Source organism: Paraburkholderia oxyphila NBRC 105797, assembly GCF_000685075.1.
Classification (GTDB): domain Bacteria; phylum Pseudomonadota; class Gammaproteobacteria; order Burkholderiales; family Burkholderiaceae; genus Paraburkholderia; species Paraburkholderia oxyphila.
The window spans coordinates 1-25,307 of the sequence record NZ_BAYD01000079.1 but is presented as its reverse complement, the minus strand read 5'-3'; the positions used below and the strand labels follow the sequence as shown (position 1 = coordinate 25,307).

The following is a 25,307-nucleotide window of genomic DNA, read 5'->3' as shown; positions in this document are numbered from 1 at the left end:
GCGCGATGCGCACGCTCTCATTGGACACGCTGGCCGAAGGCGCAGCGGCCGCCTGCACGACGGCACCGGCGTCGCCGGGGTCGCCGGGGTCGCGTCATGCACACGCGGCCCGCGATACCGCGCTGGATCCCGAAGCACAACTCGCGCGCTTCGCCCGCGACGCGCTCATCGAGGAGGCGCGTCTCACGCCCAAGCCCGCGCTCGTGGACGCGCGCGGTAGCGGCGCACACGTCGATCTCGATCTCGCGACGATGCTGCGTTCCGCGCACGCGCTCGAACCCACGTTCGCGGCTCTCTCTCGCGCTTCGCGTGGCGCCACGCCGGGCAGCGCGCTGCGCACCGACCTCGCGCGCATCGGCCGCGCCGGCGAAGCCGCGATGATGCGCGCGACCGGTGGCAGCAATGCGCATCGCGGTGCGATCTGGATCGTTGGACTTCTGGTTGCGGGCGCAACGATTGTGCACGCGCCATCGGGGGGCAACAACGCATTTGCGTGGGGCGGCCATCCGTGGGACGGCCATCCGCATGCCATAGAGATTGCGGAAACAGCAGCGCAAATCGCGCGCTTCGACGACCGCGTGGCACCCATTGCCCAACCCACACCAAGCAACGGCGAACGCGTTCGTCAACGTTACAACGTGGGCGGCGCGCGCCGCGAAGCGCAAGATGGCTTTCCGCACGTGATCCACGTGGGCCTGCCCGCGCTTCATGCGGCGCGCGCGCAAGGGCACGACGAAGCGGCGGCGCGCGTGGACGCGCTGCTCGCCATCATGGCCTCGCTCGACGACACCTGCGTGCTGCACCGCGCGGGCCTCGCGGGCCGCGAGGCCGCGCAAGCGGGAGCGCAGCGCGTGCGCGACGCGGGCGGCATCGCCACGCGCGCGGGCCGCGCCGCGTTCGACGCACTCGAACGCGCGCTACTGGCACTGAACGCATCGCCGGGTGGCGCGGCCGACTTGCTCGCCGCTACGCTCTTCATCGACAGACTGCTTCACCACCGCATCGGCGGGAGGACGGTTTCATGGAACAACTGACATTCGACTATCCGGCGCAGCGCGCCGTGACGACGCGCGCCCACGTGGGCGTGGTGGGCTCGGGCGATCTCGAAGTGCTGCTGCAGCCGGCCGGCGCCATGCAGGCGCGCGTGGTCGTGCACACGAGCGTGGACGGCTACGGCCATATCTGGAAGAGCGTGCTCGACCGCTTCTTCACGCGCTACGACGGCGCGGCGCTCATCGAGATCAACGACTTCGGTGCGACGCCCGGCGTCGTGGCGCTGCGCCTTGCCGAAGCCGTGGAAGCCGCGCAGGACGCTGCGCAAGGAGGCCAGGCATGAGCGCGAGTCCGAACCCGTCCGCGCTGCTGCGCGAGAGCTTTATCGAGTTGAGCGCGCGCGAGCGCGCCGCCGCCGTGCTCGACAAGGGCAGCTTCCGCGAGCTGCTCGGGCCGTTCGACCGCCTCGAGTCGCCGTGGCTGCCGCTGCAGGGCATCGTCTGCCAGGCCGACGACGGCGCCGTGATCGCGCGCGGCACGCTCGACGGCGAGCCTGCCGTCGTGTGCGCGATCGAGTCCGCGTTCCAGGGCGGCAGCATCGGCGAAGTATCGGGCAGCAAGATCGCGGCCGCGCTCGAGCTCGCGCTCGCCGACTGCGAGCGCGGCAAGCTCGTGCGCCCCGTCGTGCTGTTCGAGACCGGCGGCGTGCGCCTGCAGGAAGCCAACCTCGGCCTCGCCGTGATCGCCGAGATCCAGTCGGCCATCGTCGCGCTGCGCCGCCATGTGCCCGTGGTCGGCGTGATCGCGGGCATGGTGGGCTGCTTCGGCGGCATGTCGCTCGCGGCCGGCCTGTGCTCGTATCTCGTGATGACGAAGCAAGGGCGCCTCGGCATGAACGGCCCCGAAGTGATCGAGCAGGAAGCGGGCATCGAAGAACTCGACTCGAGCGACCGACGCCACGTGTGGCAGCTGATCGGCGGCGAGCAGCGCGAGCGCACCGGTTACGCCGACGCACTCGTGGACGACGCCGTCGACGACGTGCGCGCCGCCGTACGCGCCGCGTTCGCACGCGGCGTGCCGCATGCGCATCGCACCGAGCAGGTCGAGTCCACGCTCGCGAAGCTCGCGCAGATCGATCCCGCCAGCGTCGCGCCCGACACGATGGGCGCGATGTTCGACACCTCTTTGACTTCTTCCAGCACGCACGGAGAGCCGGCATGAGCGATACGAATCTGAGCCGGGGCACGCTGTGGCTGCGCGCACTCGCAGGCGCGCCCGACGACGCATGCGCGCCCTGCGTGCCTTATGCCGATGCGCCGCTCGGCGGCGAGACCGCGCGCTTCATCACGGTCGCGCCCGATCCCGACAATCGCTTCCCCCGCGCGCGCGAGAACGTCGTGGGCCTCGAACAGGGCTGGCGTCTCGCCCAGGCCGTGCGCGAAGCGATCGCCGAAGACGCTGCCAGCGGCACGCGCCGCCCGATCGTCGCCATCGTCGACGTGAAGAGCCAGGCGTACGGCTCTCGCGAAGAGATGCTCGGCATCCACCTCGCCTGCGCCGCCGCCGTGGACGCCTATGCGAGCGCGCGCCTCGCGGGGCATCCCGTCGTGGCGCTGATCGTCGGCCCCGCCATGTCGGGCGCGTTCCTCGCGCACGGCTATCAGGCGAACCGCATCGTCGCGCTCGATGCGCCCGGCACGATGGTCCACGCGATGGGCAAGGAAGCGGCGGCGCGCGTCACGCGCCGCAGCGTCGAAGACCTCGACGAACTCGGCGAGAAGATCGTGCCGATGTCGTATTCGATGGCCTCGTTCGCGAAGCTCGGGCTGCTCGACGAACTGATTGCAGACGTCAATGCCGATGCGCCGGACGACGCGCAAGTCGCCCGCGTGCGCGAAGTGCTTGCGCGCAGGGTGCGCGAGGCGCGCGAGGACAAGAGCGGCCTCGCGCATCGTCTGCAGGGCGAAGCGGCACAACGCACGCGCGCGGCGTCGATCGAGGTCCGCAAGCGCCTCGCGCAACAGTGGGACGCGAGCTGATGCGAGTGTGCGCCGCGCCGCCGTTCGCGCCCGACGCACCGCGTGCGGACGACGCGCGCTGGCGCGCGCACGATCTGCTCCGGCTCACGCGACTCACGCCCGTGGAGGGCGAGCCGGACTGGGTGCGCACGGCATTCGCCCGCGCGCCGTTCGCGGTCGTGCGCCGCGCCCAGGCCGCATCGGGCTTCGTGGCGGCGGGTGTACGCGGCGCCACGCGTGCCGAGCGATTCGGCACATGGATCGATATTGAGGATATCGAATCGTCTGTATCGCCCGAAGCGCTGCTCGCGGCAGCGCCCTCACCCGCTCGCGCCGCATTCGCGGCATTCGTGGCCCTCGCGGCACTGCGCGAGACTCCAAGCCCCCTGCACGACTTCGTCTGGGGGCCAACGGGCAGCGCGGGCTTCGAGCTGGCCACACAGGCGCCCACGCTCACCGAATCCAGCGATCTCGACGTGCTGATCCGCATGCCCCACCGCAGCGACGCGGCCACGATCCACGCGCTTGCCGCCGCACTCGCGCACGCCGCGCAGCGCGCCGGCACACGCGTGGACGCACAGGTGGAAACGCCTGCGGGCGGCGTTGCGCTTGCCGAACTCGCGCAGCTCGCGCCAGGCAAGAAGTCGCGGGTGCTCGCACGCGCGAGTGACGGCGCGCACCTCGTTGCCGATCCGTGGCAACCGTCATGAGCCTCGCCTGTCTGTTTCCCGGCCAGGGTGCGCAAAGCCCCGGCTTCCTGCACCGGCTGCCCGAACACGAGATCGTGCGCAAAACGCTCGACGAAGCCTCGGCAACGCTGGGCATCGACGTGCTTGCGCTCGATAGCGCAGAGGCGCTGCAATCGACCGTCGCGGTGCAGATCGGCCTCGTGGTAGCCGGCGTGGCGCACGCACGCGCGCTCGCCCACGCAGGGCTGACGCCGCAATTCGGCGCCGGCCTTTCCGTGGGCGCGTATCCAGCCGCCGTGTGCTGCGGAGCGCTCGATTTCTCCGACGCTCTGCGCATGGTGAAAAAGCGCGCCGAGCTGATGGAGTCCGCGTGGCCGTCGGGCTACGGCCTTACGGCGGTCTCGGGACTCAGCGAGACTCAGGTCGAGATGCTCGCGAATGCGCACGACAGCAGCGAGCGCGTGTATGTAGCCAACGTCAACGCGCCGCGCCAGATCGTCGTGGCGGGCGCCGACGCGGCGCTCGAAGCCTTCGCTGCGCGCGCGCTCGCGGCGGGGGCGCGCAAAGCGCAGCGTCTCGCAGTTTCCGTTCCTTCGCATTGCGAATTATTGGCCGACGCAACGGAACAGCTCGTGGCGTGGTCGCTCGACATTCCGTTTCGCTCGCCTGAAGGGGTGTACGTCGACAATCGCGGCGGACGTCCGCTCCATGACGCCGATGCAATCCGCGCCGACCTTGCCACCAACATGCGCTACACCGTGCGCTGGTTCGACGCGCTCACGGTCATGATCGAGTCGGGCGCGACGGTGCTGGTTGAGGCGCCACCCGGCCAGGTGCTCACCGACATCACGCGCGGGCATTACCCCGAAGTCGCGGCATTGAGTGCTGCCACGTTGCCGCTCGACCGGCTCGCGGCCACCGTGCGGCGGCGTCTGGGCGTCGACTGACGCGACACCTGCGGTCGATGTGAATCCGCGAATTAAATATTTATGCGCATAAAGTCGAATTGGATTTTTAGCGCGATTTCGCCCGGCGGCACATAACCCAGGCGGAATTTCGCCAAATCATCAGACAAAATCCGCCAACTCCCCTACTTCTTGCGCAATTCAGGCATCACCACGCGAAACGTGAGATTCACCCGCTCGCCGCTCACCGCGGGCTCCTTCGGCACCCGGTGGCGCCACTGCGCCTGGGTCTTGCCGCGCATCACGAGCAGGCTGCCGCTCGATAGCGGGAATGAGCGCGTCACGCCGGTCGCGTTGTGGCGCAAGTCGAAGCGCCGCGTCGCGCCAAGGCTCAGCGAGGCGATCACGGGCTCTGGGCCGAGCTCGGGCTCGTGGTCGGCGTGCCAGCCCATGCTGTCCGTCCCGCTGCGGTAGCGGTTGAGCAGCACGCTGTTGAAGCGCACGCCGCAGAGCGCGGCAATGGCGTCGCGCAGCTCGGCCACGGCCGGCGTCCACGGCTGCGGCACGTTGCGGATTCCCGAATAGATGTAGACGGCACCGGGGTCGCCCTGCCACGCGGTGAGGCGCGGCTGGTCGACCCAGCCGCCGGGCGTGCGGATGCGCTCCTGCCGCCAGTCGGTTTCGGCGACGATGCGCGCGAGCCAAGCGGCGGCCGCCGCAGGCGCAAGCCACGCGGGATGCCAGTCGATGTCGGGTTGCGGGGTATCGTCGAAGAGATCGAACATCGGACCGGAAAAGGCGCCGCCTCAGGTCAGCAGCGCGATATAGAACACGACCGCGCCAATGAGCGCGCCCACGAAGCAGAAGCCTTCGGGTGGTTCGTCGGTCGTGCGCGAGCGCAGCCATGCCCCCACTACGCCAAAGAATCCCGCTATGCCGAGCGCGACAAACACCATCACGACGTCAAATAGCGCGCTGCGGCCGATTTCGAGAATGTCGACGTGCCTGACCGAGAAATACAGCACCACGGCCATGATCGACAGCACGACCATCGGCAGCATGACGTGACTACCCTCATGACCCACATGACGACCATGAAGCCCTTGCACATCCGGCTTGGTAATTTTCATGACCCGTCTCCCCCCAGAGCGCCCGAAACCGCACGGGCCTCGATTCGAGCATAGTCCATCGGCCAGGCCGATTCAATGAACGTTTAATAGCGTACATGGGCCCGCAAGAAAATAGTGCGACGGCGGCCCGAGGTTGGCAATCCAGGGTTATGCCGCAGTGCCGCACTCGCTCCGTCGTGCTGCCATGCGCCGGTGCGCCCATGGTTCCGGCACGGCCGCCGCAAGCCCGCTGCAAGCTGCGAGTGGCGCCTCCACCGAGCCCTTGCATGCGGTGCTGCAGTGCGCCGAAGTCGCACCCGCCCCGCTCCGGCACGAACGCTGCGCTGCCGGTAAAATGCCTCGGATGCGTGAGCCATGCATCGGCCCGCATCGCGTCGTGCGCCATGCAACGCGCGCCGCCGGCCTCGCGCAATCCGCCGCGCGTTGCGGTCCACCCAATGTACGTGCCTGCGCCTTCCACCCCGTTGCTTCAGTTGCCTGAGCTAACTGAGTTACCAATCGGCCCGACATGCCCCGACTCTCGTTTCTGCTCCGCTTCATTTCGATTGGTGTGCTATTGCACATCTATGTCGGCTTCCGGCTGATTCCCGACCTGCCGGTGCCCGCAGCGGGCAAGTGGCTCGCCGCGCTGTGGCTCGTGTTTTCCGTGCTGGTGATTCCGCCCGGCATGCTCTCGCGCCGCTTCAAGCGCCAGCCGCTCGGCGACCGTCTCGCATGGACCGGCATGCTCGCGATGGGGTTTTTCTCGTCGCTGCTCATGCTGACGATCGTGCGCGATCTCGTGCTCGCCTCGCTCATGACCGTCGCCGCGATCTGGCCGGGCTACGTCGATCTCGCGAACTGGCGCACGGGCAGCGCCGCTGCCGTCGCCTTGCTCGCCTTCTGCTCGAGCGCCTTCGGCTTTTTCAACGCACGGCGGCGCGCGCGCGTGCGCAGCGTCGACGTGCCGATCCGCGGGCTGCCCGCCGCGCTCGACGGCTTCACGATTGTTCAGTTGAGCGACATTCACGTCGGCCCCACCATCAAGCACGACTACGTGGATGCGATCGTGCGCGCCGTGAACCAGCTCGACGCCGACGTGGTGGCGATCACGGGCGACGTCGTGGACGGCAGCGTGCAGCACCTGTCGAATCACACGGCGCCGCTCGGAAGGCTCGCGTCGCATCACGGCGTCTACCTCGTCACCGGCAATCACGAGTACTACTCGGGCGCCGACGCGTGGGTCGCCGAGTTCCGGCGCATCGGCCTCACCGTGCTGATGAACCAGCACGTGGTGATCGAGCACGGCGGCGCGCGGCTCGTGCTCGCGGGCGTGACCGACTACACCGGCGGCCACTTCGATCCCGCGCATCGCAGCGATCCGCAGGGCGCCCTGCGCGGCGCACCCGCCGACGTGAACACGCGCGTCCTGCTCGCCCATCAGCCGCGCACTGCGCATGCGGCCGCCGACGCAGGCTACACACTGCAGCTATCGGGCCACACGCACGGTGGCCAGATCTTCCCGTGGAATTTCCTCGTGCGGCTGCAGCAGCCGTTCACGGCGGGCCTCGAAAAACTCGGCAGCCTGTGGGTCTACACGAGCCGAGGCACGGGCTACTGGGGGCCACCGAAACGACTCGGCGCGCCTTCGGAAATCACGCGGGTACGGCTCGTCGGCGCCCGTTGAGTCCATTTCCATAGACCGTTGCGTGCGCATCCAATATGTAATGGGTGCGCACCCGAACGCCGCTGCCGCGAGCTTCGTCCGAGACCCCGCAAGGTCGCCCACAGCAGCGCGCCGCCCAAGGCGCGCAGGCTGCCGCCAGCGCCCCGCGCGAGGCCGTATCATGCTCGACAACGCCACCCGCTCGCCCGGGTTTGCGCTTGTCCGCACCCCACAGGAATCCACCGCTCATGGACGGCAACAAGCAACTCCACCAGACCGCGTTCTATCTGCTGCTCTTCGTCGTCTCCATCGCGCTGTGCTTCGTGCTCGCGCCGTTCTTCAGCACCGTGCTATGGGGCGCGATACTCGCGCTGATCTTCCAGCCCGTGCAGCGCCGCATCGTCGCGCACCTCGGGCGGCGGCGCACGCTCGCCGCGTTCATCACGCTCACGATCTGTCTCGTCATCGTGATCTTCCCGCTCACGCTCGTGGCGGGCACGCTGATCCAGCAGGTGGGCTACGCATACTCGCAGGTGCGCGCGGGCAGTCTCGACTTCGGGGCCTACTTCAGCCAGATCGTGCATGCCCTGCCGCAGTCGCTGCAAAACTTGCTCGCACGCTACGACCTGATGGATCTGCCGGGCCTCCAGCAGCGCCTTTCCGCGGGCGCCGCGCAAATCAGCCAGTTCGTCGCCACGCGTGCGCTGAGCGTCGGGCAGATCACGGTGCAGGTCATGGTGAGCTTCTGCGTGATGCTCTACATGTTCTTCTTTCTCGTTCGCGACGGCCGCGAAATTTCCCGGCTCATACGCGATGCGATCCCGCTCGACGAATCGCACAAGCAACATCTGATCCGCAAGTTCACGACCGTGATCCGCGCGACTGTGAAGGGCAACGTGGCGGTGGCGTTCGTGCAGGGCGCGCTGGGCGGCATTGCCCTCTGGGTGCTGGGGATTCAGGGCGCGCTGCTATGGGGCTTCGTGATGATGCTGCTCTCGCTGCTGCCCGCGGTGGGCGCGGCGCTCGTGTGGGTGCCCATCGCCATCTATTTCATTTCGACGGGTGCGCTCGCCAAGGGCATCGGCCTCGCGCTGTTCGGCACGCTCGTGATCGGCACGGTGGACAACGTGCTGCGCCCCGTGCTGGTGGGCAAGGACACACGCCTGCCCGACTGGGTCGTACTGATTTCGACGCTAGGCGGCATCTCGCTGATGGGCATCAACGGCTTCGTGATCGGGCCGCTGATTGCGGCGCTCTTCATCAGCTGCTGGGATCTGCTGCGCCGCGACCAGCACCACCAGAACGAAGAAGACGCGAGCCAGCAAACGGACGACGACCTCGTCTAGCGCGCAAGCGGCGCGCAGGCGGCGCGGCCTCAGGACGAGACATGCAGCGGCAGCCCCGCGCGGCCCTGACGCGTGACGTCGGGCGTCACCGGCGCCCTGCCCGCCGTGTCGCCGCCCCGCACGGCTACCGAAAAGCCGAACGTATTGACACCATTCGCACTGCGCACGAATACCGTGCCGCCATGCATCTCCGCCACCGCCTTGACGATCGACAGCCCGAGGCCGTGGTTCTCGTGACTGTTCGAACGCGCTTCCTGGATGCGGTAGAAGCGGTCGAAAATGTGCTCGCGCACCACAGGATCGAGCGGCTCGCCGGGATTCGACACGGCAATCTCGACATAGCCGTTCTGCGGCGCGATGGTCGCCTGCAGCACGGTTGCGGGCGGCGAATGCTGGATCGCGTTCACGAACAGATTGCTCACCGCGCGGCCGATCAGCGAGGTGTTCACCCACGCGCGCGCATCGCCGTGCACCTGCACGCCCAGTTGCGCCTCTTCGAGCGGCATCTCCAGAAACTCCAGCATGCGCTCGACTTCGCCTCGCAGCGAGACCTCCGTGAGCTCGGTCGCGCGCTCGCCACGGTCGCTGCGCGAGAGGAACAGCATGTCGTTGACGATCACGCGCAATCGTTCGAATTCCTCAAGATTCGATTGCAGCGTCTGCTGCAACTGCGCGACCGATCGATCGCGCGTGAGCGCCACCTGGGTCTGGCCGATCAGGATGCTCACGGGCGTGCGCAACTCGTGCGCGACGTCGGCATTGAACGATTCGAGGCGCTCGTAGGCCGTGTCGAGCCGCCCGAGCGCGCCGTTGAACGAGGTGGCGAGTTCGTGCAGCTCTTCGGGCAGCTCGCCGTCGCACAGGCGCTGGCGGCGGTTCGAGGGGCTCAGCTGCGCCGCCTCGCGCGAGAGCCGTGTGAGCGGGGCGAGACCGAAGCGCGTGACCGCGCGGCTCAGGAGCGCCACCGCGATGGTCGAGAGCGCGATCAGCACGCCCAGCGCAATGCCGAAGTGCCGCAGCATGCTTTCCGTGCGTATGCAGTCGCTCGCCACCACGAGCTTCACCTCGGGCCGGTCACCGCTGGCGGGCACCATCATGCTCGTGACGATCATGTCGTAGTCGCAGCCCGACGGCCGCACGAGCTGATGATTGGGGCCCACGTCGCCGGTAATCTTGCCCACGATGGGCGCGCCGAAGCGAAAGCGCGGGTCCGGGCCTTCCACGTAGTAATGCGTGCGGCTGTCCGAGGGCGAGAGATCGCGCAGCTTCTCTTGCACGAACGCCCACTTCTTCACGTCGGGCGCATGCGCGACGATCAGGCCCGCGATGCGCGCGCGCGTGTCGAGTGTCTCACGCAGCTCGTTGAAGAGCTGATGCTGCATCAGCAGAAAGAGCCCCGCGCCGGTGAGCGTGAACACGACCAGCGACACCGCTGCGAACATCGCCGAAAGCCGCAGCGAGATCGAGCGCTTCATGATGGCTGGCCTCCGTCCTCGCGCACTTCCAGCACGTAGCCCATGCCGCGTATCGTATGCAGCAGCTTGGCCGCGTGCGGGCCGTCGAGCTTCGCGCGCAACCGCTTGATGGCCGTCTCCACCACATTGGCGTTGCTCTCGAAGTTCACGTCCCACACGAGTTCGGTAATGAGCGTCTTCGAGAGGATCTCGCCGCGCCGCCGCGCGAGCACCGAAAGCAGCTGAAACTCCTTGGCCGTGAGATCGAGCCGCACGCCGTCGCGCGTCGCGCGGCGGCTGATGAGGTCGACCTGCAGATCGCCCACTGAGATGAGCGTGGACTCCTGGGCGCGCGCGCGGCGCGTGAGCGCGCGCAGACGCTCGACCAGTTCGAGGAACGAGAACGGCTTGGTCAGATAGTCGTCGGCGCCGTCGCGCAGGCCATGCACGCGGTCGTCCACGCGGTCGCGCGCGGTCAGCATGATGACCGGCGTTTCCTTCTTCGCGCGCACCGCGCGCAGCACACCGAAGCCGTCGAGCTTGGGCAGCATCACGTCGAGCACGATCACGTCGAAATCGTACTCGGTGGCCATCCAGGCGCCCTCTTCGCCGTCCATCGCGACGTCGACCACCCAGCCCTGTTCGCTCAACCCGCTGCGCAGGTAATCCACCACCTTGCGCTCGTCTTCGATCACCAATACTTTCATTATCATCCTCCTGCTGGCGCGGCGCTCGCCTGCGGTCCCGGCACCTCGCGGCAGGTGCCCGCGCTGCAGGCGAGCGCGCGTTCGTCCGCGCTCCAGCCGCCGCCCAGCGCCTTCGCCAGATAGACCACCGTGGCCGCCTGCTGTCCGTGAATCTGCACCTCCTGGCGCTCGCTGGCAAGCAGTTGCTGCTCGGCATTGAGCACGTCGATGAACGCCACGAGCCCGCCCTGGTAGCGATCGTTCGCGAGATCGAAGGACTTGCGAGCGTCGTCCACGGCGGCCTGGCCGTTCGCCGCCGCGAGATCGAGCACCGAAAGCCCCGTCACCGCATTTTGCACCTCCTGGAAGGCGGTGAGCACCGTCTGCCGATACGACGCCTGCGCCGACTCGTAGCCGGCCTGCGCATAGTCCACGCCCGCCGCGCGCTTGCCGCCGTCGAACAGCACCTCGCCCGCCGCCGCGCCGAGCGACCACATCAGGCTCGGCGCCGTGAAGAGATTGCCAAAGCGCGTGGACTCCCAGCCCAGCGTGGGCGAGAGCGTGATGTCCGGGAAGTAGGCCGAGCGCGCCACGCCGATTTGCGCGTTGGCCGCGGCCATGGCGCGTTCCGCCGAGGCCACGTCGGGCCGCCGCTGCAGCAGCTCGCTCGGCAGGCCCGTGGGCAGTGCGGGCACGGGCAGCGCCACGACCTGCGGCGCGAGCGCGAACTCGGGCGCGGGCTTGCCGATCAACACGGCGATCGCGTGCTCGTCTTGCTGGCGCTGGTTTTCGAGCAACTGGAGCTGGGTCTGTGTGGCGTCGAGCTGCGCCTTCTGCTGCAGCAGCTCGAGGCCCGAGACCGCGCCCAGGTCGTGTTGCGCGTTCACGAAATCGAGCGCCTTTTGCTGCAGCGCCACGGAGCGGTGCACCACGTCGATTTCGTCGTCGAGCTCGCGCAGCGCGAAGTAATCGGTCGCCAGTTCCGCCGTGAGCACGAGGCGCGCATTGGCGAGATCGTCGCCGGCCTGCTGCGCCGACGCCTGCGCCGACTCCACCATGCGCCGGATGCGCCCGAACAGGTCGAGCTCGTAGCTGATGGTCGCCCCAACGCCGATATCGCTCTGCACGGTCGACATGTTCGGCGTCGTATAGCTCAGTTGCGGACGATTCGCGGAGACGCGTGCGCGCGCAAGGTTGGCGTCCAGCGAAACCTGCGGCGCCTGTTGCGACGACACCGAAGCCAGCGTCGCGCGCGCCTGCTCGTAGTGCGCGACCGCGATGCGCAGCGTCTGGTTCTCCGCGAGCGCTTGCGTTTCGAGGCCGTCGAGCTCCGCATTGCCGAACACCTTCCACCACTGCGGATCGAGCGGCGCGTGCGAAGGCTGCGCCGCGTGCCAGTACGCGTCGGCAGGATCGACGCGCCAGGCGGCGGGACTCGCCGTCTGCGGCGCGCGATAGTCCGGGCCGACCGTGCAGGCCGTCAGTCCCGCCACGCCTAGCACCGCGAGCGCCGTGGCCGTCGGACGCACGCGTTGCAGCATGCGGCGCTTGATGAGTCTTGCGGCGCTCACGTCGCGCCTCGCGCGGCGGCATGGCCCGCAGCCGCGGCGCCGCCCTTGCCTGGCGCGACCACCACCACGCTATCGCCATCGGCGATCGAATCGCTCGGGTTAAGCACGACGCGGTCGCCTGGATCGAGCCCGCGGCTGATGGCGAGCGTCTGCCCGAGATCCTGGGCGATCTCAACGGGCTTGAGCTTGACCTTGCCTTGCGCGTCCACGACCGCGAGGCGCGGCCCCTCCGCGCGGAACAGCAGCGTGTTGCCCGGAACCGTCAGGACTCCCTTCGAATCGGTCTGCAACGCCGCCTGCACATAGGCACCGGGCAACAACCTGCCATCGTGATTGGGCAGCGTGATCTCGACCTGCAGCGTACGCGTGGCCACGTCGATGGCCTGCGAGGTGCGCGTGACGGTGCCGTCGAACGTCACGCCGGGCAGCTCCTGCTCGGTCACGCTCACGTGCTGGCCCACGGCCACTTGCTGGGCGTAGGTCTGCGGCACGTCGAGATAGAGGCGCAGCGGATCGGACTGCGCGATCGCAAAGAGCGCTCTCCCCGCGCCGCCGTTGCCCGCATTCACGAGGTCGCCGATATCGACATTGCGCTGCGTGATCACACCCGTGATGGGCGCGACGATGCGCTGGAACGACTTCATCTGCTGCAGGCGGCGCACGTTGGCGTCCGCCGCCGCGAGATTCGCGACGTCCTGGTTGTACGCGCCTTGGCGGTCGTCGAGCTCCTGCTGCGAAACCGCATCGCGCTGGCGCAACTGCTGCGCGCGGTCGAACGAGGTCTTCGCGAGCGCGAGCGTCGAGGCGGACTGGTCGCGCTGCGCCTGTGCCTGCGCGAGCTCCTGGTCGATCTCGGGTGTATCGATTTCCGCGAGCAGCTGACCTTGCTGGACGTGCGCGCCAATATCGGCATACCACTTGAGCACATAGCCGTTCGCGCGCGAATAGATCGGCGCCTCCACGTAGCCGCGCAGCGTGCCCGGCAGCGCGATGCGCCCGTCCGCGCCGGCCGCGACGGGCTGCACGACGCTCACGTACTGCTTCGCGTTCTGCTTCGTGACGTCGGCCAGATGGTGCGCGTTCATCACGTTCGAGACGATCGTGCGTGCCGCGCCGGCTGCAAGCAGCAGCGCGACGATGATCACCGCGACGCGCGCGCGTTTGCCTGCCTGCGCACGCCCGGGCAAATCCATGCCTTGCTCGCCGCCCACGGCGATGTCGAGGGATGAGTGGTGCTGGGGTTCGTTCATGTCTTCGACCAGGAATAGCGTATCCGGTTAGCGTCGTACGCGCTCATTGACGGGGCGATCGGCGGCGTTGCGCCTCGCGTTCGTGTCTGGCTTGCGCGCGACGCGCGAGCCGCGAATGGACCGTCGCAAACATCAGCGGTACGAACAAAAGCGTGGAGACGGTCGCGAACATCAGGCCGCCGATCACCGCACGCCCGAGCGGCGCGTTCTGCTCCGCGCCTTCGCCGAGACCGAGCGCCATCGGCACCATGCCGATCATCATCGCGAATGCGGTCATCAGCACCGGGCGGATACGCGTCGCCCCCGCCTCCAGCGCGGCCGCGAGCGGCGTCGCGCCGGCGGCCAGGCGCTGGCGCGCGAACGCCACCACGAGAATACTGTTGGCGGTCGCCACGCCCACGGTCATGATCGCCCCCGTGAGCGCGGGCACGCTCAGATGCGTGCCGGTGATGAACAGCATCCACGCGATGCCCGCGAGCGCCGCCGGCAAGGCGCTCACGATGATGAGCGGATCGGCCCACGACTGGAAGTTCACGACGATCAGCAAATAGACGAGCACGATCGCCATCGCAATCCCCACGCCCAGCCCCACGAACGAGCTGCGCATGGTGCCGATCTGCCCGCGCATCGTGATGGTAGTGCCGCGCGGCGCGTGCGCCTGCGCGCTCTTGATCAACGCGTCGATATGCGCGCCCACCGAGCCGAGATCGGTGCCCTCCACGCTCACGAGCAGGTCGATCACCGGACGGATATTGTAGTGCGTGACGATGGCCGGCCCGTCGTGCGGCTTGAGCTGCACGAGGTTGCTCACGAGCTGCAGCGGCGCCGCCGCGCCCGCCGTCGCTGCGTGCGCGGACACGGGCGTCTCCATCACCTCGTTGAGCGACGCCTCGCGGTACTGCGGCGTCTGCACGGTGAGCGGATACTCCACGCCGGTCTGCGGGCTCACCCAGAAGGCGGGCGCGGTCTGCGAGCTGCCCGAGAGCGCGACCAGCACGTCCTGTGCAACGTTCTGCGGGCTCAGGTTCAGCTGCTGCATGCGCGAGCGGTCCATGGCGAGCATCAGCGCGGGCTCGTTGTCGCGCTGCTCGATGTGCGCGTCGACGGCGCCCGGCAACTGCCGCACCTCTTTGAGCAGCGTGCTGGCGAGCGCCATGTTCTGGCCGAGGTTCGCGCCCACCACCTGCACGTCGATGGCCGCGGGCTGCCCGAAGTTGAGGATCTGCGTGATGATGTCGGCGGGCTGGAAGAAGAACTCCACGCCCGGAAAGCGCTGCGGCAGCAGCGTGCGCAGCTTGTCGATGTAGACGTGTGACGGTGCATGCCCGTCCTTGAGCGCGATCTGTATTTCGCCGTCGAGCGTGCCCATCGTGCCCGAATTGCTGTACGAGAGATTGATGCCGCTATACGGCAGGCCGAGATTGTCCACGATGGTGGCCAGCTGGTCGGGCGGCACGGCCGAGCGGATCGTCTGCTCGACTTCGTCGGCGAGGCGCGCCGTCTCCTCGATGCGGTAGCCCGTGGGTGCGCGCATATGCAAGCGGATGTTGCCCGCATCGACCGAGGGGAAGAAGTCACGGCCCAGGAAGAACACGAGCCCGAGCGAGAGCAGGCAGAACGCCAGGAACGTGCTGCCGAAGAAACGGCGCCGCGCGAGCAGGACGCTCAGCAGCGCGATGTAATTCGCACGCACGCGCTCGAACGCGTGGTTGAAGCGCCAATGCACGCGGGCGAACCCCGAGAGGCGTGCGCCTTGCTGCGCGTGAGCGCCCGGGTCGTGGCCCGCGAAGAGCAGCATCGCGAGCGTGGGCACGAGCGTGCGCGAGAGGATGTACGAGGCGATCATCGCGAACACCACGGCCTCGGCGAGCGGCACGAACAGAAAGCGCGCCACGCCCGTGAGGAAGAACATCGGCACGAACACGATGCATATGCACAGTGTGGAGACGAGCGCCGGCACCGCGATCTCGCCCGCGCCTTCCAGTATGCCTTCGTGCAGGCCCGCGCCCAGATGCAGATGGCGCTCGATGTTCTCGATGGTCACGGTGGCGTCATCCACGAGAATGCCCACCGCGAGTGCGAGGCCGCCGAGCGTCATGATGTTGATCGTTTCGCCGAGTGCATAGAGCGCAATGATCGAGGCGAGAATCGACAGCGGAATCGAGACGGCAATGATGACCGTGCTGCGCCAGTTGCCGAGGAACAGCAGGATCATCGCGGCCGTGAGCGCGGCGGCAATCAGCGCTTCGCGCACCACGCCCTGCACCGCCGCCGAAACGAAGATCGACTGATCGAAAAGCGGCTTGATGACGAGGTCCGCGGGCAGTGTGTCGCGCACTTTCGGCAGCAGGTCTTTCAGGGCACCCACCACTTGCAGCGTGGACGCATCGCCGCTCTTGAGGACCGACATGAGCACGCCGCGCTGGCCGTCCTGGCGCACCACATTGGTCTGCGGCGTGAAGCCGTCGCGCACGTGCGCGACGTCGCCGAGATAGGTGGTCGCGCCGTTGACGGTCTGGACCGGAATGCGGTTCAGGCCCGCGAGCGTGTCGGGCGACGCGTTGGTGTCCACGCGATATTCGGTCTGGCCGAGCTTGGCCGTGCCGGTCGGCAGGATGAGGTTCTGCGCGTTGACCGCGTTGACGATATCGGAGGGCGTGAGGCCCTTCGAAATGAGCGAGTGCGTGTCGATATCGACGGAGATAACGCGCGTCTTGCCGCCGTACGGATACGGCACCTGAGCGCCCGGAATCGTAATGAGCTGCGGACGCAGGAAGTTCATGGCAATGTCGGCGAGCGCCTGCTCGCTCATCGACTTGCTGGAGAGCCCCAACTGGATCACCGGGATGCTCGAGGCCGAATAGCTGATCACGAGCGGCGGCGTGGCGCCCGGCGGCATCTGCTTGAGCGTTGCCTGCTCGAACGCGACTGCCTGCGCAATGGCCGACTGCTGATTCGCGCCCGGCTGCAGGAACAGCTTGATGACGGCGATACCCGGCAGCGACTGCGATTCGATGTGCTCGATGTTGCTGACGGTGGTGGTCAGGCCGCGCTCATTGACCGAGGTGATGCGCTCGGCCATGTCCTGCGCCGAGAAGCCCGTGTACGACCAGATGATGCTGATGACGGGGATGTTGATGTTCGGCAGCACGTCGGTGGCCATCGACATGAGCACGAACGGCGTGGCCAGCACGATCAGGATGGCCATCACGATAAACGTATAGGGCCGCTTCAGCGCAAGGTTGACGATCCACATGAGGCGGTTTCGGACAATTCAGGCGAGGGGTAAATACGCGAGACGCATCGCTCGGAAGGTCTCGCATCATAGGCAATCGAGGTGGCCGCGCACTGGCACGAAAATGGCGAAATTGTCAGGCACGCGCATTTCGGTTCGTGCTGGCTTCATGCGTGGCACCGCGCTCGTGGGCGCTGTGCGTCGTGCAAGCCACCGAACAAGACGCTGCGGCTCAGTTCACGAGCCGCAGCCGCTCGACTTCATGCACCTCGTGAGACTGGCGCGCTTCGTGCAGGCGCGCGCGTGCCGCCGCGCGCTGGCGTGGCGGCGCAGCGCAGGCCGCGAGCGCGGTTTCTTGCTCGGCCAGCACGGCCGGGACCTTGTCGCGCAGGAATTCCACGAAGGTGCGGATCTTCGCGTCCAGATAGCGGCGCGAGGCATAGAGGGCGTAGATGTTGAGCTTTTGCAGGCGATGCGTTGGCAGCACGCGCACGAGCGAGCCGTCGGCGAGTCCCGGCAGCGCCACCGGCACCGGCAGCGGGCCGATGCCCATGCCCTCGCGGATGGCAAGCGCGAGCGCCTCGGGATTGTTCACCTGGAACGGCGTCACGGCCGTATGGCGAAACGTTTCGCCGTACGGCCCTTCCGAGACCCACTGGCCTGCGGGCAGGCTTGCATCGGTGAGGTGCAGGCAGGTGTGCATCTCGAGGTCGTCGAACGAGCGCGGCTCGCCGCGCAAGCGCAAATAGGACGGCGACGCGCACAGAATGGCGGCGGTGCTGCCCAGTTGCTGGGAGATCAGCGCGGAATCCTCGAGCTCGGCGGCCACCACGACGGCCACGTCGAAGCCTTCCTCGATGATATCGGGCATCTCTTGCGCGATGGTCAGGTCGACGGCCACATCGGGCAGATGCTGCTGGTAGCGTGCGATCAGCGGCATTACATAGTGCTGGCCGAAGCTCGTGCCGCCATAGACACGCAACCTGCCCGCCGGGTTCGCCTGCGCGGCGGCCGCTTCGGCCTCCGCCTGCTCGATATCGGCGAGAATGCGCCTGCAGCTTTGCAGATAGCGCTCGCCGGCCTCGGTCAGCGACATGCGCCGCGTGGTCCGGTTCAAAAGCCGCGCCCGCAGGCGCGACTCCAGATCGGTGACGGCGCGCGAAACTTGCGCCGTGGTCATCGTCTCGCTCGCGGCGGCGCGCGTGAAGCTGCCCGATTCCACCACCCTCACGAAGATCCGCATGTTTCGCAGCGTATCCATCAACAGCTCCTGTACATTCGCTGACCCACCCCATCATCAAGTGGTAGCAGTCTCGCTTACAGGCCGTGGCCTCATGCTGACCCGTACATGGCAGCCGCGCCAGCTTGGCGAGCCGCCTTGTCCCGCGTATGATCCACGGCGCCCCGTTGCATTGCAGATCGCATCGCGAGCGACGTGAGGCATCCCGCGTGCCGCCTTCATGACAGAACGATGACTTACGATTTCGCCCTGCGCCTTCTCGCGGCGTTCGCCTGCGGCGTCGCCATCGGAGTGGAACGCCAGATGCGCCAGCGCACCGCTGGCCTGCGCACCATCACGCTCGTCGCCAGCGGCGCGTGCCTGTTCGTCACGCTTGGCGTGCTCACGGGCAACGGCGTCGCGGGCGTCACGCAGATCGCGGCCTATGTGGTCTCGGGCGTGGGCTTTCTGGGCGGCGGCGTGATCATGCGCGACAAGGGCTCCATCCAGGGCATCAACACGGCGGCGACGCTCTGGTGCTCGGCCGCCGTAGGCGTGCTGTGCGGCTCGGGCCATTTCCTGCCGGCGTTCGCGGGCACGGGCGTCGTGCTGCTCACCAACACCTTGCTGCGCGAGGTGAGCCGCATCATCAATCAGGCGCCGGTCTCCAACGCCGACCTCGTGAGCCTCTACGTGCTCACAGTGGTGTGCCGTGAAGAAGACGAGATCCACATTCGCACCGTGCTCTCGAACTCGATGTATTCCACGCCGCTTTCTTTTCAGAGCCTGACGAGCGAAGACGTTCCCGGCGACCCGCAGCGCCTGCGCGTCACGGCAACCCTGCGCCTGCATCCGAAATACCAGGCCAAGCTCGAACTGATGGCGAGCCGCCTGAGCATGGAAAAAGGTGTCTCGAGCGTGAGCTGGACCGCCGCGGAAACCGAGGTTGCGCCCGAATGAGCGGGCGACGGCCCTAATCGGCACGCATTCCTTACGAGTTCATTTCATTGCTGTTGCAATTTTTGCAATGCTGCGCGGCAGACTACAAGAACTGTCAATTCTGGCCGCGTTTCATGGACTCGATCCCGCCCTTGGACTAAGCTCCAGTTCAGCTTGAATTGTTCACATCAACAAAGGGGGGCTGCTATATGCACCACAACTTCTTCGGATGGCTGGTCGTCGGCGCAATCGCGGGTTGGCTCGCCGGAGTGCTCGTCAAGGGTGGCGGCTTCGGATTGATCGTCGATATCATCGTCGGGATTGTCGGTGCCTTCATTGGCGGCTGGCTCGCGGGCCTGCTCGGGATCCACATCGGTAGCGGCATGATCAGCTCGATCATCACTGCGATCGTCGGTGCGGTCATCCTGCTCTTCATCATCAGGCTGTTCCGAAGAGCGTAGCGATTCAAGGCCGTCAAATGAAAAGCGGGAGCAGCGTTACCGGTGCTCCCGCTTTTTTATCGGCTTGCGGCTTGCGTCGCTCTAGTTGCTTTCACCGCTCGCGTGTCTCGTCGATCAGCCGTTCACGACGAGTTCGCCCGCTTCCACCTCTGCCTCAACCGGCCGCATCGAGCCGGTCTCATTGAAGCGCAGATGCATTTCGTACGCCTTGGCAAGATTGTGCGGCGTCTGGCCGCCGATCTTCAGCGCGTCGCGATAGTAGTCGCGCAGCAGGTCGCGATAGAGCGGATGCGCGCAGCGCTCGATGATCAGCGTGGCGCGCTCGCGCGGCGCGAGGCCGCGCAGGTCGGCAAGACCTTGCTCGGTGACGATCACATCCACGTCATGCTCGTTGTGATCGACGTGCGGCACCATCGGCACGATGCTGGAAATGCGGCCGTCCTTCGCGATGGCCTTGGTCGCGAAGATCGCGCACGAGGCATTGCGCGCGAAATCGCCCGAGCCGCCAATGCCGTTCATCATGTGCGTGCCGCCCACATGCGTGGAATTCACGTTGCCGTAGATGTCGCATTCGAGCGCCGTGTTCAGCGCGATGAGGCCGAGGCGGCGAATCACTTCCGGATGGTTGCTCACTTCCTGCGGGCGCAGCACGAGCTTGTCGCGATAGCGGTCGAGCTCGGCGAGCACCTGCGCCTGACGCGGCGCGGAGAGCGTCATGGAGGCGCCCGAGGCGAACACCATCTTGCCCGCATCGATCAGGTCGAAGGTGGAATCCTGAAGTACTTCGGAGTACATCGTAAGCGCTTCGAACGGCGAGTTCACGAAGCCCGAGAGCACCGCATTCGCGATCGTGCCAATGCCGGCCTGCAGCGGGGGCAGTTGCGCGCTCATGCGTCCATGCTTCACTTCGTGCTGCAGGAACTCGATGAGGTGGCCCGCGATGCGCGCGGTCTCTTCGTCGGCGGGCAGCACGGTCGAGGGGCTATCGTGCTCGTTGGTGATGACGATGGCGGCGATCTTCTCGGCCGGAATGTCGATGACGCTCGTGCCCACGCGGTCTTGCGGGCTCACAATGGGCAGCGGATCACGATGCGGGCGGCGGCCCGGAATCCACACGTCGTGCAGGCCTTCGAGCGCGAGCGGCTGCGCGAGGTTGAGCTCGACGATCACCTTCTCCGCGAGGATCGCGAAGCTCGCCGAATTGCCGACCGAGGTCGTGGGGACGATGCCGCCCGTCTCGGTGATCGCGGCGGCCTCGATGATCGCGAGGTCGAGCTTGCCGAGCAGATTCGCGCGCAGCATCTCGACGGTCTCGGAGAGGTGCTGATCGACGAACATGACTTCGCCGCGATTGATGGCCTTGCGCAACGTGGTATCGACCTGGAACGGCAAGCGGCGCTCGAGCACGCCGGCTTCGGTCAGCATGCGGTCCACGTCGTGGCCGAGCGAGGCGCCCGTCATCAGCGTGATGCGCAGCGGCTCCTTTTCTTCGCGCGCACGGCGCGCCAGTTCGAGCGGCACGGCCTTCGTGTCGCCCGCGCGCGTGAAGCCGCTCGCGCCGACACGCATGCCGTTGCGCACGAGTTTCGCGGCCTCGGCAGCCGAAGTGATTTTCCCGCGCAATGCGGAACAACGAATACGGTCTTCGTACATCAAAGTCTCCACAAACACACTGATCGCCAAGTGCCCTTTTCAGGTCTCGCTTCGGCGGCCTTGCATTACGGCATGTGCAATACAGTTTTGCAGCCACAATGCGCAAAGCCGCGAGGCCTCTTACGAAGGCGCCGCGGCATGGAACTCAAGCTTGCGCCTCGCTCATGGTTGGCGGGCGGTCACTCGATCTCAGCTACCGAAATAAAGGTTGCAGAAGCTGACCGGACCGACGCATTCGTCTTTCTTCGCCGGCTTTGCGATCTGATTGGCGGGCGCCTGCACAGCCGGCTGGGCTGCGTTTTGCGCGACCTGCTGAGGGACGCTCGCTGCCGGTGCTTCGTTCTGTGCATAAGCAGCGGCGGCGGCAAACAGCGAACAGGCAACAACAGCGATCTTCAGGGACTTCATTTTACTCTCCAGTGCTAACGGGTACTGCGAAGCAGTGATGTCACTATATGACCGAGGCCAGGAATGATTAAGAAGGCGGGGTGGAAGGCATATTTCCAGACTGCGGCAAGATCGCGCATGCGCCCTGCCGTAACGTCGCTATTTCAAGGTGTTCCCGGACGCAACGGATGGCGGCGGCGCGCCTGACGCGCAAGCGCGCCGAGCGGCGCATCGCGGTCGATGAGCGCGCTGCGGATGAAGTGCAAATGGCTCAGAAGCCGCTGCACGTCGTGCCTGCGCTCCCGGTCGTGGTGAACGCGGGGAAGCGCTTCCTGTGCGATCCAGGTGGCCGAACGCACCGACGACAGGGCGCGCTCCAGTTGCGCCGCATCCGGGTTCTCGAAAAGGCGCGCGATATCGTCCAGCACCTGATCGAGACTCGTGGACCATCTGTGCCCTGCCGTTCCGAGCCACGTGGCCGCCTGGGCTTCGTGACGCAAGTCGATCACGGCATGCCCCACTTCGAGCGTGATCAGCATCCAGCGCAGCGCACGCCGATGGGCCTGCTTGCGGCCGTTGAGCAGCAGCCGCAACTGGTGCATCAGGTCGTGCGTGCCAGACTGGAACTGCTGGCCGAGGCCTTGCAACTCGCCACGGCAGGCGAGTTCGACCTGAGCGCGCAGCGCCACGCGCATGCGCTCGACAAGCCAGTTCATGTGCGGTGGGAAAACCACCGCAAACGCGAGCGCGGCCACGACCATCGCCGCGACTACCGCGATGCCATTGTTGATCAGTAGATCAGGGGTGTAGGCGATCACGTTGTCGGGGCCCGCAAGCAGGCAGAAAAACACCGAGAATCCGACCCCGAAACCGGCGATGCGTGGCCGCGTCGCGAAGAACGCACCGAGCGCGAGCACCGGTGCGAGCGCGGCACAGAGCAGCGGAAAACCATCGATGTCTGGATACACGTAGCAGGTGAGCAGATAGCCGACGACGGCCGCGCAGCCCGCACCCGCGGCCATCTGAAAAGCCATGCGCGTGGCGCGTGGCGCCGACGAGGTCAGCGCGCAGGTCAGCGCGGCGGCAATCAATGCGAGGCCGCCGCTCGGCCAGTCGGTCTCCACCCAGAACCAGCCGAGCGCGGCCACCACCACGGCTGTGCGCAGGAACGTGAACGCCACGACATACCAGCTCGTGCGCGGCACATAGCGCGTCATGCGCGGCTCGGGCGGCAGACCGGCCTGGGTGAGCGACGCCCATGTGCTGCTGTAGCGGGCTATCTCGGTCGTGAAGCGGTAGATCAGCTCGGCAGACGTATCGAAGTCCTGCAGCGCGTCGGGCGCTGCCGCCTCGAGTGGCCGGCGCGTCTCGCGCACGTGGCGCGGCAGTGTGCGCTTGAACGCATCCAGGTCTTGTGCGATCCGCAGTGCATACGCGCGATCGGCCTCGCCCTGGCGCGCACGTTGTGCGAGCAGCGTCGCGAGCTCGCTGAAATACGGCGCAAGCGGCGCGATGGCATCGTCAGTCCAGCGCAAGCGCTTCTTCAACTGACGTAGTGCATGCAAGCGCGCGCATACGTCCATGAATTCGCCGTTCAGGCGCGCAAGCAGCTGGCTGCGTGAGCGCATGATCGGATCTTCGAAAATTGAGAACGCGCGCGTGGCCTCGAAGCCGACGATCTCATCGACGAGTTTCGCGAATCGCCCTTCAAATGCGCCTCTTTCGAGGCCGCCGGACAACACGAGCGCCGCGAACGCAGTAAAATCGAGATATCGGGTACGCAAGGTGCGTTCGAGCACCGAGCCCGACTGCCGGGGCACGATGACGGCGCTGACCACCCCCGAGCAAAGAATCCCCACGGCCACTTCGGCCCCGCGCCCAAGCGCGGCGAGAAAGAGTCCGTTGGGCTGCATCACGAGCGGAATGCCGATCAGCGCAGCGGTATAGCCTGCCAGCACGAAAGCGTACCAACGAAAATGGCGATTGCGCATGGCGGCCGCGGTACAGGCGGCCACCCATCCCGTCATCCCGAGTATGTAGAGTTCGGGCTGCTGGATGAACACGGCCCCCAACACCACCGCCGCGACCATGCCCACCGCGGTGCCTACGATGCGATAGACGCTCTTCGCGAACACCATGCCGGAGAGCGGCTGCATCAGCACGAACACGGTCGTCATCGCAATGCGCGGCTGAGGCAGATCGAGCAACATCGAAATACCCATCGCGAGCAATCCCGCAGCCACTGTTTTCAGCAGATGCAGCCAGATCGCGCCACTGCTGCCCTGCCAGTCTCGCAGGCCGCGCCGCGCGGCTCGCCATATGACTTCGGCACGACGACGCGGGTCGATCGCTCGATGTATCGCTGGCTGGCGGTTCATTTAAAACGCACTACGCTCGGATTGTTACGAAGAAAGCCGCTGCAGGCGCAGTGGCTGAGCAACGAAGTTGCATGGGACCAGGCGAGCGTCAAAGCGCCAACCTGGGTCGACCAGCGCCGATTGTAGGAGCGTCAGTTGAGTGAATTAACGGGACGGGCGGGGAACGTCCGTTCCAGATCGCTCAACAATGGCGGAGCCCGCAAGGCTGACAATACGGTTTTCGTGCCGAACAAGAAGTTCTTAAAGAAGGTCTGATGGATACGCTACAAAATATGCGGGTGTTTGTCCGCGTTGTCGAAGCCGGCAGTTTCACCGCCGCGGCCCAGTCGCTCGATTCGACCACGGGCGCGATGTCGCGCGCGGTCTCGGAACTGGAAGCGCATCTGCGTACGCGCCTCCTGAACCGTTCGACGCGCCGGCTCGCGCTCACGCCCGCCGGCGAACGTTATCTGAAACGCTGCTCGCAAATTCTCGCGGACGTCGACAACGCCGAAGAAGAAGCCAGTTGCGCCCACGAGCGTCCCGCGGGTGCGTTGCGTATGCACAGCTTCGCGAGCATCGGGCAACAGTACGTGCTGCCCGCGATTTCGCGCTATCGTGCTTTGCACCCCGAAGTGACGGTCGAGCTTACGCTCTCGCAACGCATGCCCGATCTGTTCGAGGGGAGCAGCGATGTGTCGGTGGTCACTGCGGCTTCGCTGCCGAACTCCGATCTCGTTTCGCACCAGTTGGGTTCGTCGTGCAGCATCCTGTGCGCATCACCGGCGTATGTGCATACGCACGGTGCGCCGCGCACGCCAGCAGACCTCACGCACCACGACTGCCTGATCCTCAAGACGCCGACAGCGCCCGCGCATGAGTGGGTGCTCGAAGGGCCCGATGGAAGCGTCGAGATGCACGTGGACGGTCCGGTTCAGGTGAACATTGCGGAGTCGCTGGCGGTAGCGATTCGTGAAGGAATGGGCATTGGCATGCTGCCGGTGTATGCGGCAATAGAAGGTCTGCGCAACGGCACGCTCGTGCGCGTGCTGCCCCAGCACATCCTGCAGAAGAACCACGTGTATGCGCTGTATCCGTCGCGCAAATTCGTCGATGCGAAAACGAAAACCTGGGTGGAGTTTTTGCGCGCGCATCTCCCGCAGGTGATTGCTCGCGATATGGCGTTGCTCGAAGAGCTTACGCAGGAACAACTCGCAGATGCCGCTGCAATTTCGACGCCCGATGCGCTTGCAGCAACGCAGAAGGCCAAAACTGCGCAGTGAACTGCAGTCTTTCGAATGTCGAATGCAAAACAGCCGTCAAAGCGACGGCTGTTTTTTTGTGTGCATGATTCGGGTGTTTTGCGCGC

At 66.5% G+C, this 25,307-nt stretch carries 22 protein-coding genes; 11 read left to right on the top strand and 11 right to left on the bottom strand.

Translation table 11 applies throughout. The features are described from left to right. The first annotated feature begins 5 nt into the window (after window positions 1-5). The 6 genes from BO1_RS53985 to mdcH are packed head-to-tail and all read left to right on the top strand — an operon-like array spanning window position 6 to window position 4,647. Window positions 6-1,034, top strand: a complete 1,029-nt coding sequence (locus tag BO1_RS53985; RefSeq protein WP_084688434.1) for a triphosphoribosyl-dephospho-CoA synthase — start codon at window positions 6-8, stop codon at window positions 1,032-1,034. Beyond that, on the top strand, window positions 1,022-1,336 hold the full coding sequence (locus tag BO1_RS34735) for a malonate decarboxylase subunit delta (protein ID WP_028221504.1): 315 nt from the start codon (window positions 1,022-1,024) through the stop codon (window positions 1,334-1,336). Before BO1_RS53985 ends, BO1_RS34735 begins: the two co-directional genes overlap by 13 nt. Then, a complete protein-coding gene (locus BO1_RS34730) occupies window positions 1,333-2,214 on the top strand; it encodes a biotin-independent malonate decarboxylase subunit beta (protein ID WP_028221503.1) in 882 nt (293 codons plus the stop codon). The genes BO1_RS34735 and BO1_RS34730 overlap by 4 nt, the downstream gene beginning before the upstream one ends. After that, on the top strand, window positions 2,211-3,032 hold the full coding sequence (mdcE, locus tag BO1_RS34725; protein ID WP_028221502.1) for a biotin-independent malonate decarboxylase subunit gamma: 822 nt from the start codon (window positions 2,211-2,213) through the stop codon (window positions 3,030-3,032). The genes BO1_RS34730 and mdcE overlap by 4 nt, the downstream gene beginning before the upstream one ends. Continuing rightward, on the top strand, window positions 3,032-3,721 hold the full coding sequence (locus BO1_RS34720; RefSeq protein ID WP_028221501.1) for a malonate decarboxylase holo-ACP synthase: 690 nt from the start codon (window positions 3,032-3,034) through the stop codon (window positions 3,719-3,721). Before mdcE ends, BO1_RS34720 begins: the two co-directional genes overlap by 1 nt. Continuing rightward, the gene (gene mdcH / locus BO1_RS34715) at window positions 3,718-4,647 is read left to right on the top strand and encodes a malonate decarboxylase subunit epsilon (RefSeq protein WP_043287825.1); all 930 of its coding nucleotides are present in this window, start codon (window positions 3,718-3,720) and stop codon (window positions 4,645-4,647) included. Before BO1_RS34720 ends, mdcH begins: the two co-directional genes overlap by 4 nt. Before the next feature lie 143 nt (window positions 4,648-4,790). Here mdcH and BO1_RS34710 read toward each other — a convergent pair whose 3' ends face one another. Then, complete coding sequence (locus BO1_RS34710; RefSeq protein WP_028221499.1) at window positions 4,791-5,390, bottom strand: alpha-ketoglutarate-dependent dioxygenase AlkB family protein; 600 nt, start codon at window positions 5,388-5,390, stop codon at window positions 4,791-4,793. 21 nt (window positions 5,391-5,411) lie between these two features. After that, a complete protein-coding gene (locus tag BO1_RS34705; protein ID WP_028221498.1) occupies window positions 5,412-5,735 on the bottom strand; it encodes a hypothetical protein in 324 nt (107 codons plus the stop codon). A 508-nt stretch (window positions 5,736-6,243) separates the two neighbouring features. On the opposite strand from BO1_RS34705, the gene BO1_RS34700 reads away from it, so the two are divergent. After that, window positions 6,244-7,401 carry a metallophosphoesterase gene (locus tag BO1_RS34700; protein ID WP_028221497.1) on the top strand — a complete coding sequence of 386 codons (1,158 nt, stop codon included), beginning with the start codon at window positions 6,244-6,246 and terminating at the stop codon, window positions 7,399-7,401. 227 nt (window positions 7,402-7,628) lie between these two features. Then, window positions 7,629-8,726, top strand: coding sequence for an AI-2E family transporter (locus BO1_RS53980; RefSeq protein WP_043287823.1), 1,098 nt, complete (start codon window positions 7,629-7,631; stop codon window positions 8,724-8,726). 29 nt (window positions 8,727-8,755) lie between these two features. On the opposite strand, the gene BO1_RS53975 is transcribed toward BO1_RS53980, so the two are convergent. From BO1_RS53975 to BO1_RS34665, 6 genes are all read right to left on the bottom strand, one after another. After that, window positions 8,756-10,201 (bottom strand): heavy metal sensor histidine kinase, encoded by a 1,446-nt coding sequence (locus BO1_RS53975; RefSeq protein ID WP_084688428.1) that lies wholly within the window; start codon window positions 10,199-10,201, stop codon window positions 8,756-8,758. Next, the gene (locus tag BO1_RS34685) at window positions 10,198-10,887 is read right to left on the bottom strand and encodes a heavy metal response regulator transcription factor (RefSeq protein ID WP_028221496.1); all 690 of its coding nucleotides are present in this window, start codon (window positions 10,885-10,887) and stop codon (window positions 10,198-10,200) included. The genes BO1_RS53975 and BO1_RS34685 overlap by 4 nt, the downstream gene beginning before the upstream one ends. A 2-nt stretch (window positions 10,888-10,889) precedes the next feature. Beyond that, window positions 10,890-12,407, bottom strand: a complete 1,518-nt coding sequence (locus tag BO1_RS53970; protein WP_084688432.1) for an efflux transporter outer membrane subunit — start codon at window positions 12,405-12,407, stop codon at window positions 10,890-10,892. A gap of 26 nt (window positions 12,408-12,433) precedes the next feature. Further along, window positions 12,434-13,687, bottom strand: a complete 1,254-nt coding sequence (locus BO1_RS34675; protein ID WP_043287819.1) for an efflux RND transporter periplasmic adaptor subunit — start codon at window positions 13,685-13,687, stop codon at window positions 12,434-12,436. Window positions 13,688-13,730: 43 nt separating this feature from the next. Next, window positions 13,731-16,943 carry an efflux RND transporter permease subunit gene (locus BO1_RS34670; protein WP_028221494.1) on the bottom strand — a complete coding sequence of 1,071 codons (3,213 nt, stop codon included), beginning with the start codon at window positions 16,941-16,943 and terminating at the stop codon, window positions 13,731-13,733. Between the two features lie 211 nt (window positions 16,944-17,154). Next, the gene (locus BO1_RS34665; RefSeq protein WP_028221493.1) at window positions 17,155-18,183 is read right to left on the bottom strand and encodes a LysR family transcriptional regulator; all 1,029 of its coding nucleotides are present in this window, start codon (window positions 18,181-18,183) and stop codon (window positions 17,155-17,157) included. A 210-nt stretch (window positions 18,184-18,393) separates the two neighbouring features. On the opposite strand from BO1_RS34665, the gene BO1_RS34660 reads away from it, so the two are divergent. Then, window positions 18,394-19,101: an MgtC/SapB family protein gene (locus tag BO1_RS34660; protein WP_028221492.1), complete on the top strand. Its 708-nt coding sequence runs from the start codon at window positions 18,394-18,396 to the stop codon at window positions 19,099-19,101. Window positions 19,102-19,289: 188 nt separating this feature from the next. Continuing rightward, entirely contained in the window at window positions 19,290-19,541 is a 252-nt protein-coding gene (locus BO1_RS34655) for a GlsB/YeaQ/YmgE family stress response membrane protein (protein WP_028221491.1), read from the top strand. Between the two features lie 114 nt (window positions 19,542-19,655). Here BO1_RS34655 and BO1_RS34650 read toward each other — a convergent pair whose 3' ends face one another. From BO1_RS34650 to BO1_RS53965, 3 genes are all read right to left on the bottom strand, one after another. Continuing rightward, window positions 19,656-21,194 (bottom strand): acetyl-CoA hydrolase/transferase family protein, encoded by a 1,539-nt coding sequence (locus BO1_RS34650; RefSeq protein ID WP_043287816.1) that lies wholly within the window; start codon window positions 21,192-21,194, stop codon window positions 19,656-19,658. A gap of 189 nt (window positions 21,195-21,383) precedes the next feature. Continuing rightward, a complete protein-coding gene (locus tag BO1_RS34645) occupies window positions 21,384-21,602 on the bottom strand; it encodes a hypothetical protein (RefSeq protein WP_028221489.1) in 219 nt (72 codons plus the stop codon). Window positions 21,603-21,745: 143 nt separating this feature from the next. Continuing rightward, a complete protein-coding gene (locus tag BO1_RS53965; RefSeq protein WP_043287815.1) occupies window positions 21,746-23,959 on the bottom strand; it encodes an FUSC family protein in 2,214 nt (737 codons plus the stop codon). 254 nt (window positions 23,960-24,213) lie between these two features. On the opposite strand from BO1_RS53965, the gene BO1_RS34635 reads away from it, so the two are divergent. Next, on the top strand, window positions 24,214-25,221 hold the full coding sequence (locus tag BO1_RS34635) for a LysR family transcriptional regulator (RefSeq protein ID WP_028221488.1): 1,008 nt from the start codon (window positions 24,214-24,216) through the stop codon (window positions 25,219-25,221). Window positions 25,222-25,307 lie beyond the last annotated feature (86 nt).

Coding starts and splice junctions, on each gene's coding strand:
- BO1_RS53985 (WP_084688434.1), top strand. CDS start 6: ATGCGCACGCTCTCATTGGACACGCTGGCCGAAGGCGCAGCGGCCGCC.
- BO1_RS34735 (WP_028221504.1), top strand. CDS start 1,022: ATGGAACAACTGACATTCGACTATCCGGCGCAGCGCGCCGTGACGACG.
- BO1_RS34730 (WP_028221503.1), top strand. CDS start 1,333: ATGAGCGCGAGTCCGAACCCGTCCGCGCTGCTGCGCGAGAGCTTTATC.
- mdcE (WP_028221502.1), top strand. CDS start 2,211: ATGAGCGATACGAATCTGAGCCGGGGCACGCTGTGGCTGCGCGCACTC.
- BO1_RS34720 (WP_028221501.1), top strand. CDS start 3,032: ATGCGAGTGTGCGCCGCGCCGCCGTTCGCGCCCGACGCACCGCGTGCG.
- mdcH (WP_043287825.1), top strand. CDS start 3,718: ATGAGCCTCGCCTGTCTGTTTCCCGGCCAGGGTGCGCAAAGCCCCGGC.
- BO1_RS34710 (WP_028221499.1), bottom strand. CDS start 5,390: ATGTTCGATCTCTTCGACGATACCCCGCAACCCGACATCGACTGGCAT.
- BO1_RS34705 (WP_028221498.1), bottom strand. CDS start 5,735: ATGAAAATTACCAAGCCGGATGTGCAAGGGCTTCATGGTCGTCATGTG.
- BO1_RS34700 (WP_028221497.1), top strand. CDS start 6,244: ATGCCCCGACTCTCGTTTCTGCTCCGCTTCATTTCGATTGGTGTGCTA.
- BO1_RS53980 (WP_043287823.1), top strand. CDS start 7,629: ATGGACGGCAACAAGCAACTCCACCAGACCGCGTTCTATCTGCTGCTC.
- BO1_RS53975 (WP_084688428.1), bottom strand. CDS start 10,201: ATGAAGCGCTCGATCTCGCTGCGGCTTTCGGCGATGTTCGCAGCGGTG.
- BO1_RS34685 (WP_028221496.1), bottom strand. CDS start 10,887: ATGAAAGTATTGGTGATCGAAGACGAGCGCAAGGTGGTGGATTACCTG.
- BO1_RS53970 (WP_084688432.1), bottom strand. CDS start 12,407: ATGCTGCAACGCGTGCGTCCGACGGCCACGGCGCTCGCGGTGCTAGGC.
- BO1_RS34675 (WP_043287819.1), bottom strand. CDS start 13,687: ATGAACGAACCCCAGCACCACTCATCCCTCGACATCGCCGTGGGCGGC.
- BO1_RS34670 (WP_028221494.1), bottom strand. CDS start 16,943: ATGTGGATCGTCAACCTTGCGCTGAAGCGGCCCTATACGTTTATCGTG.
- BO1_RS34665 (WP_028221493.1), bottom strand. CDS start 18,183: ATGGATACGCTGCGAAACATGCGGATCTTCGTGAGGGTGGTGGAATCG.
- BO1_RS34660 (WP_028221492.1), top strand. CDS start 18,394: ATGACTTACGATTTCGCCCTGCGCCTTCTCGCGGCGTTCGCCTGCGGC.
- BO1_RS34655 (WP_028221491.1), top strand. CDS start 19,290: ATGCACCACAACTTCTTCGGATGGCTGGTCGTCGGCGCAATCGCGGGT.
- BO1_RS34650 (WP_043287816.1), bottom strand. CDS start 21,194: ATGTACGAAGACCGTATTCGTTGTTCCGCATTGCGCGGGAAAATCACT.
- BO1_RS34645 (WP_028221489.1), bottom strand. CDS start 21,602: ATGAAGTCCCTGAAGATCGCTGTTGTTGCCTGTTCGCTGTTTGCCGCC.
- BO1_RS53965 (WP_043287815.1), bottom strand. CDS start 23,959: ATGAACCGCCAGCCAGCGATACATCGAGCGATCGACCCGCGTCGTCGT.
- BO1_RS34635 (WP_028221488.1), top strand. CDS start 24,214: ATGGATACGCTACAAAATATGCGGGTGTTTGTCCGCGTTGTCGAAGCC.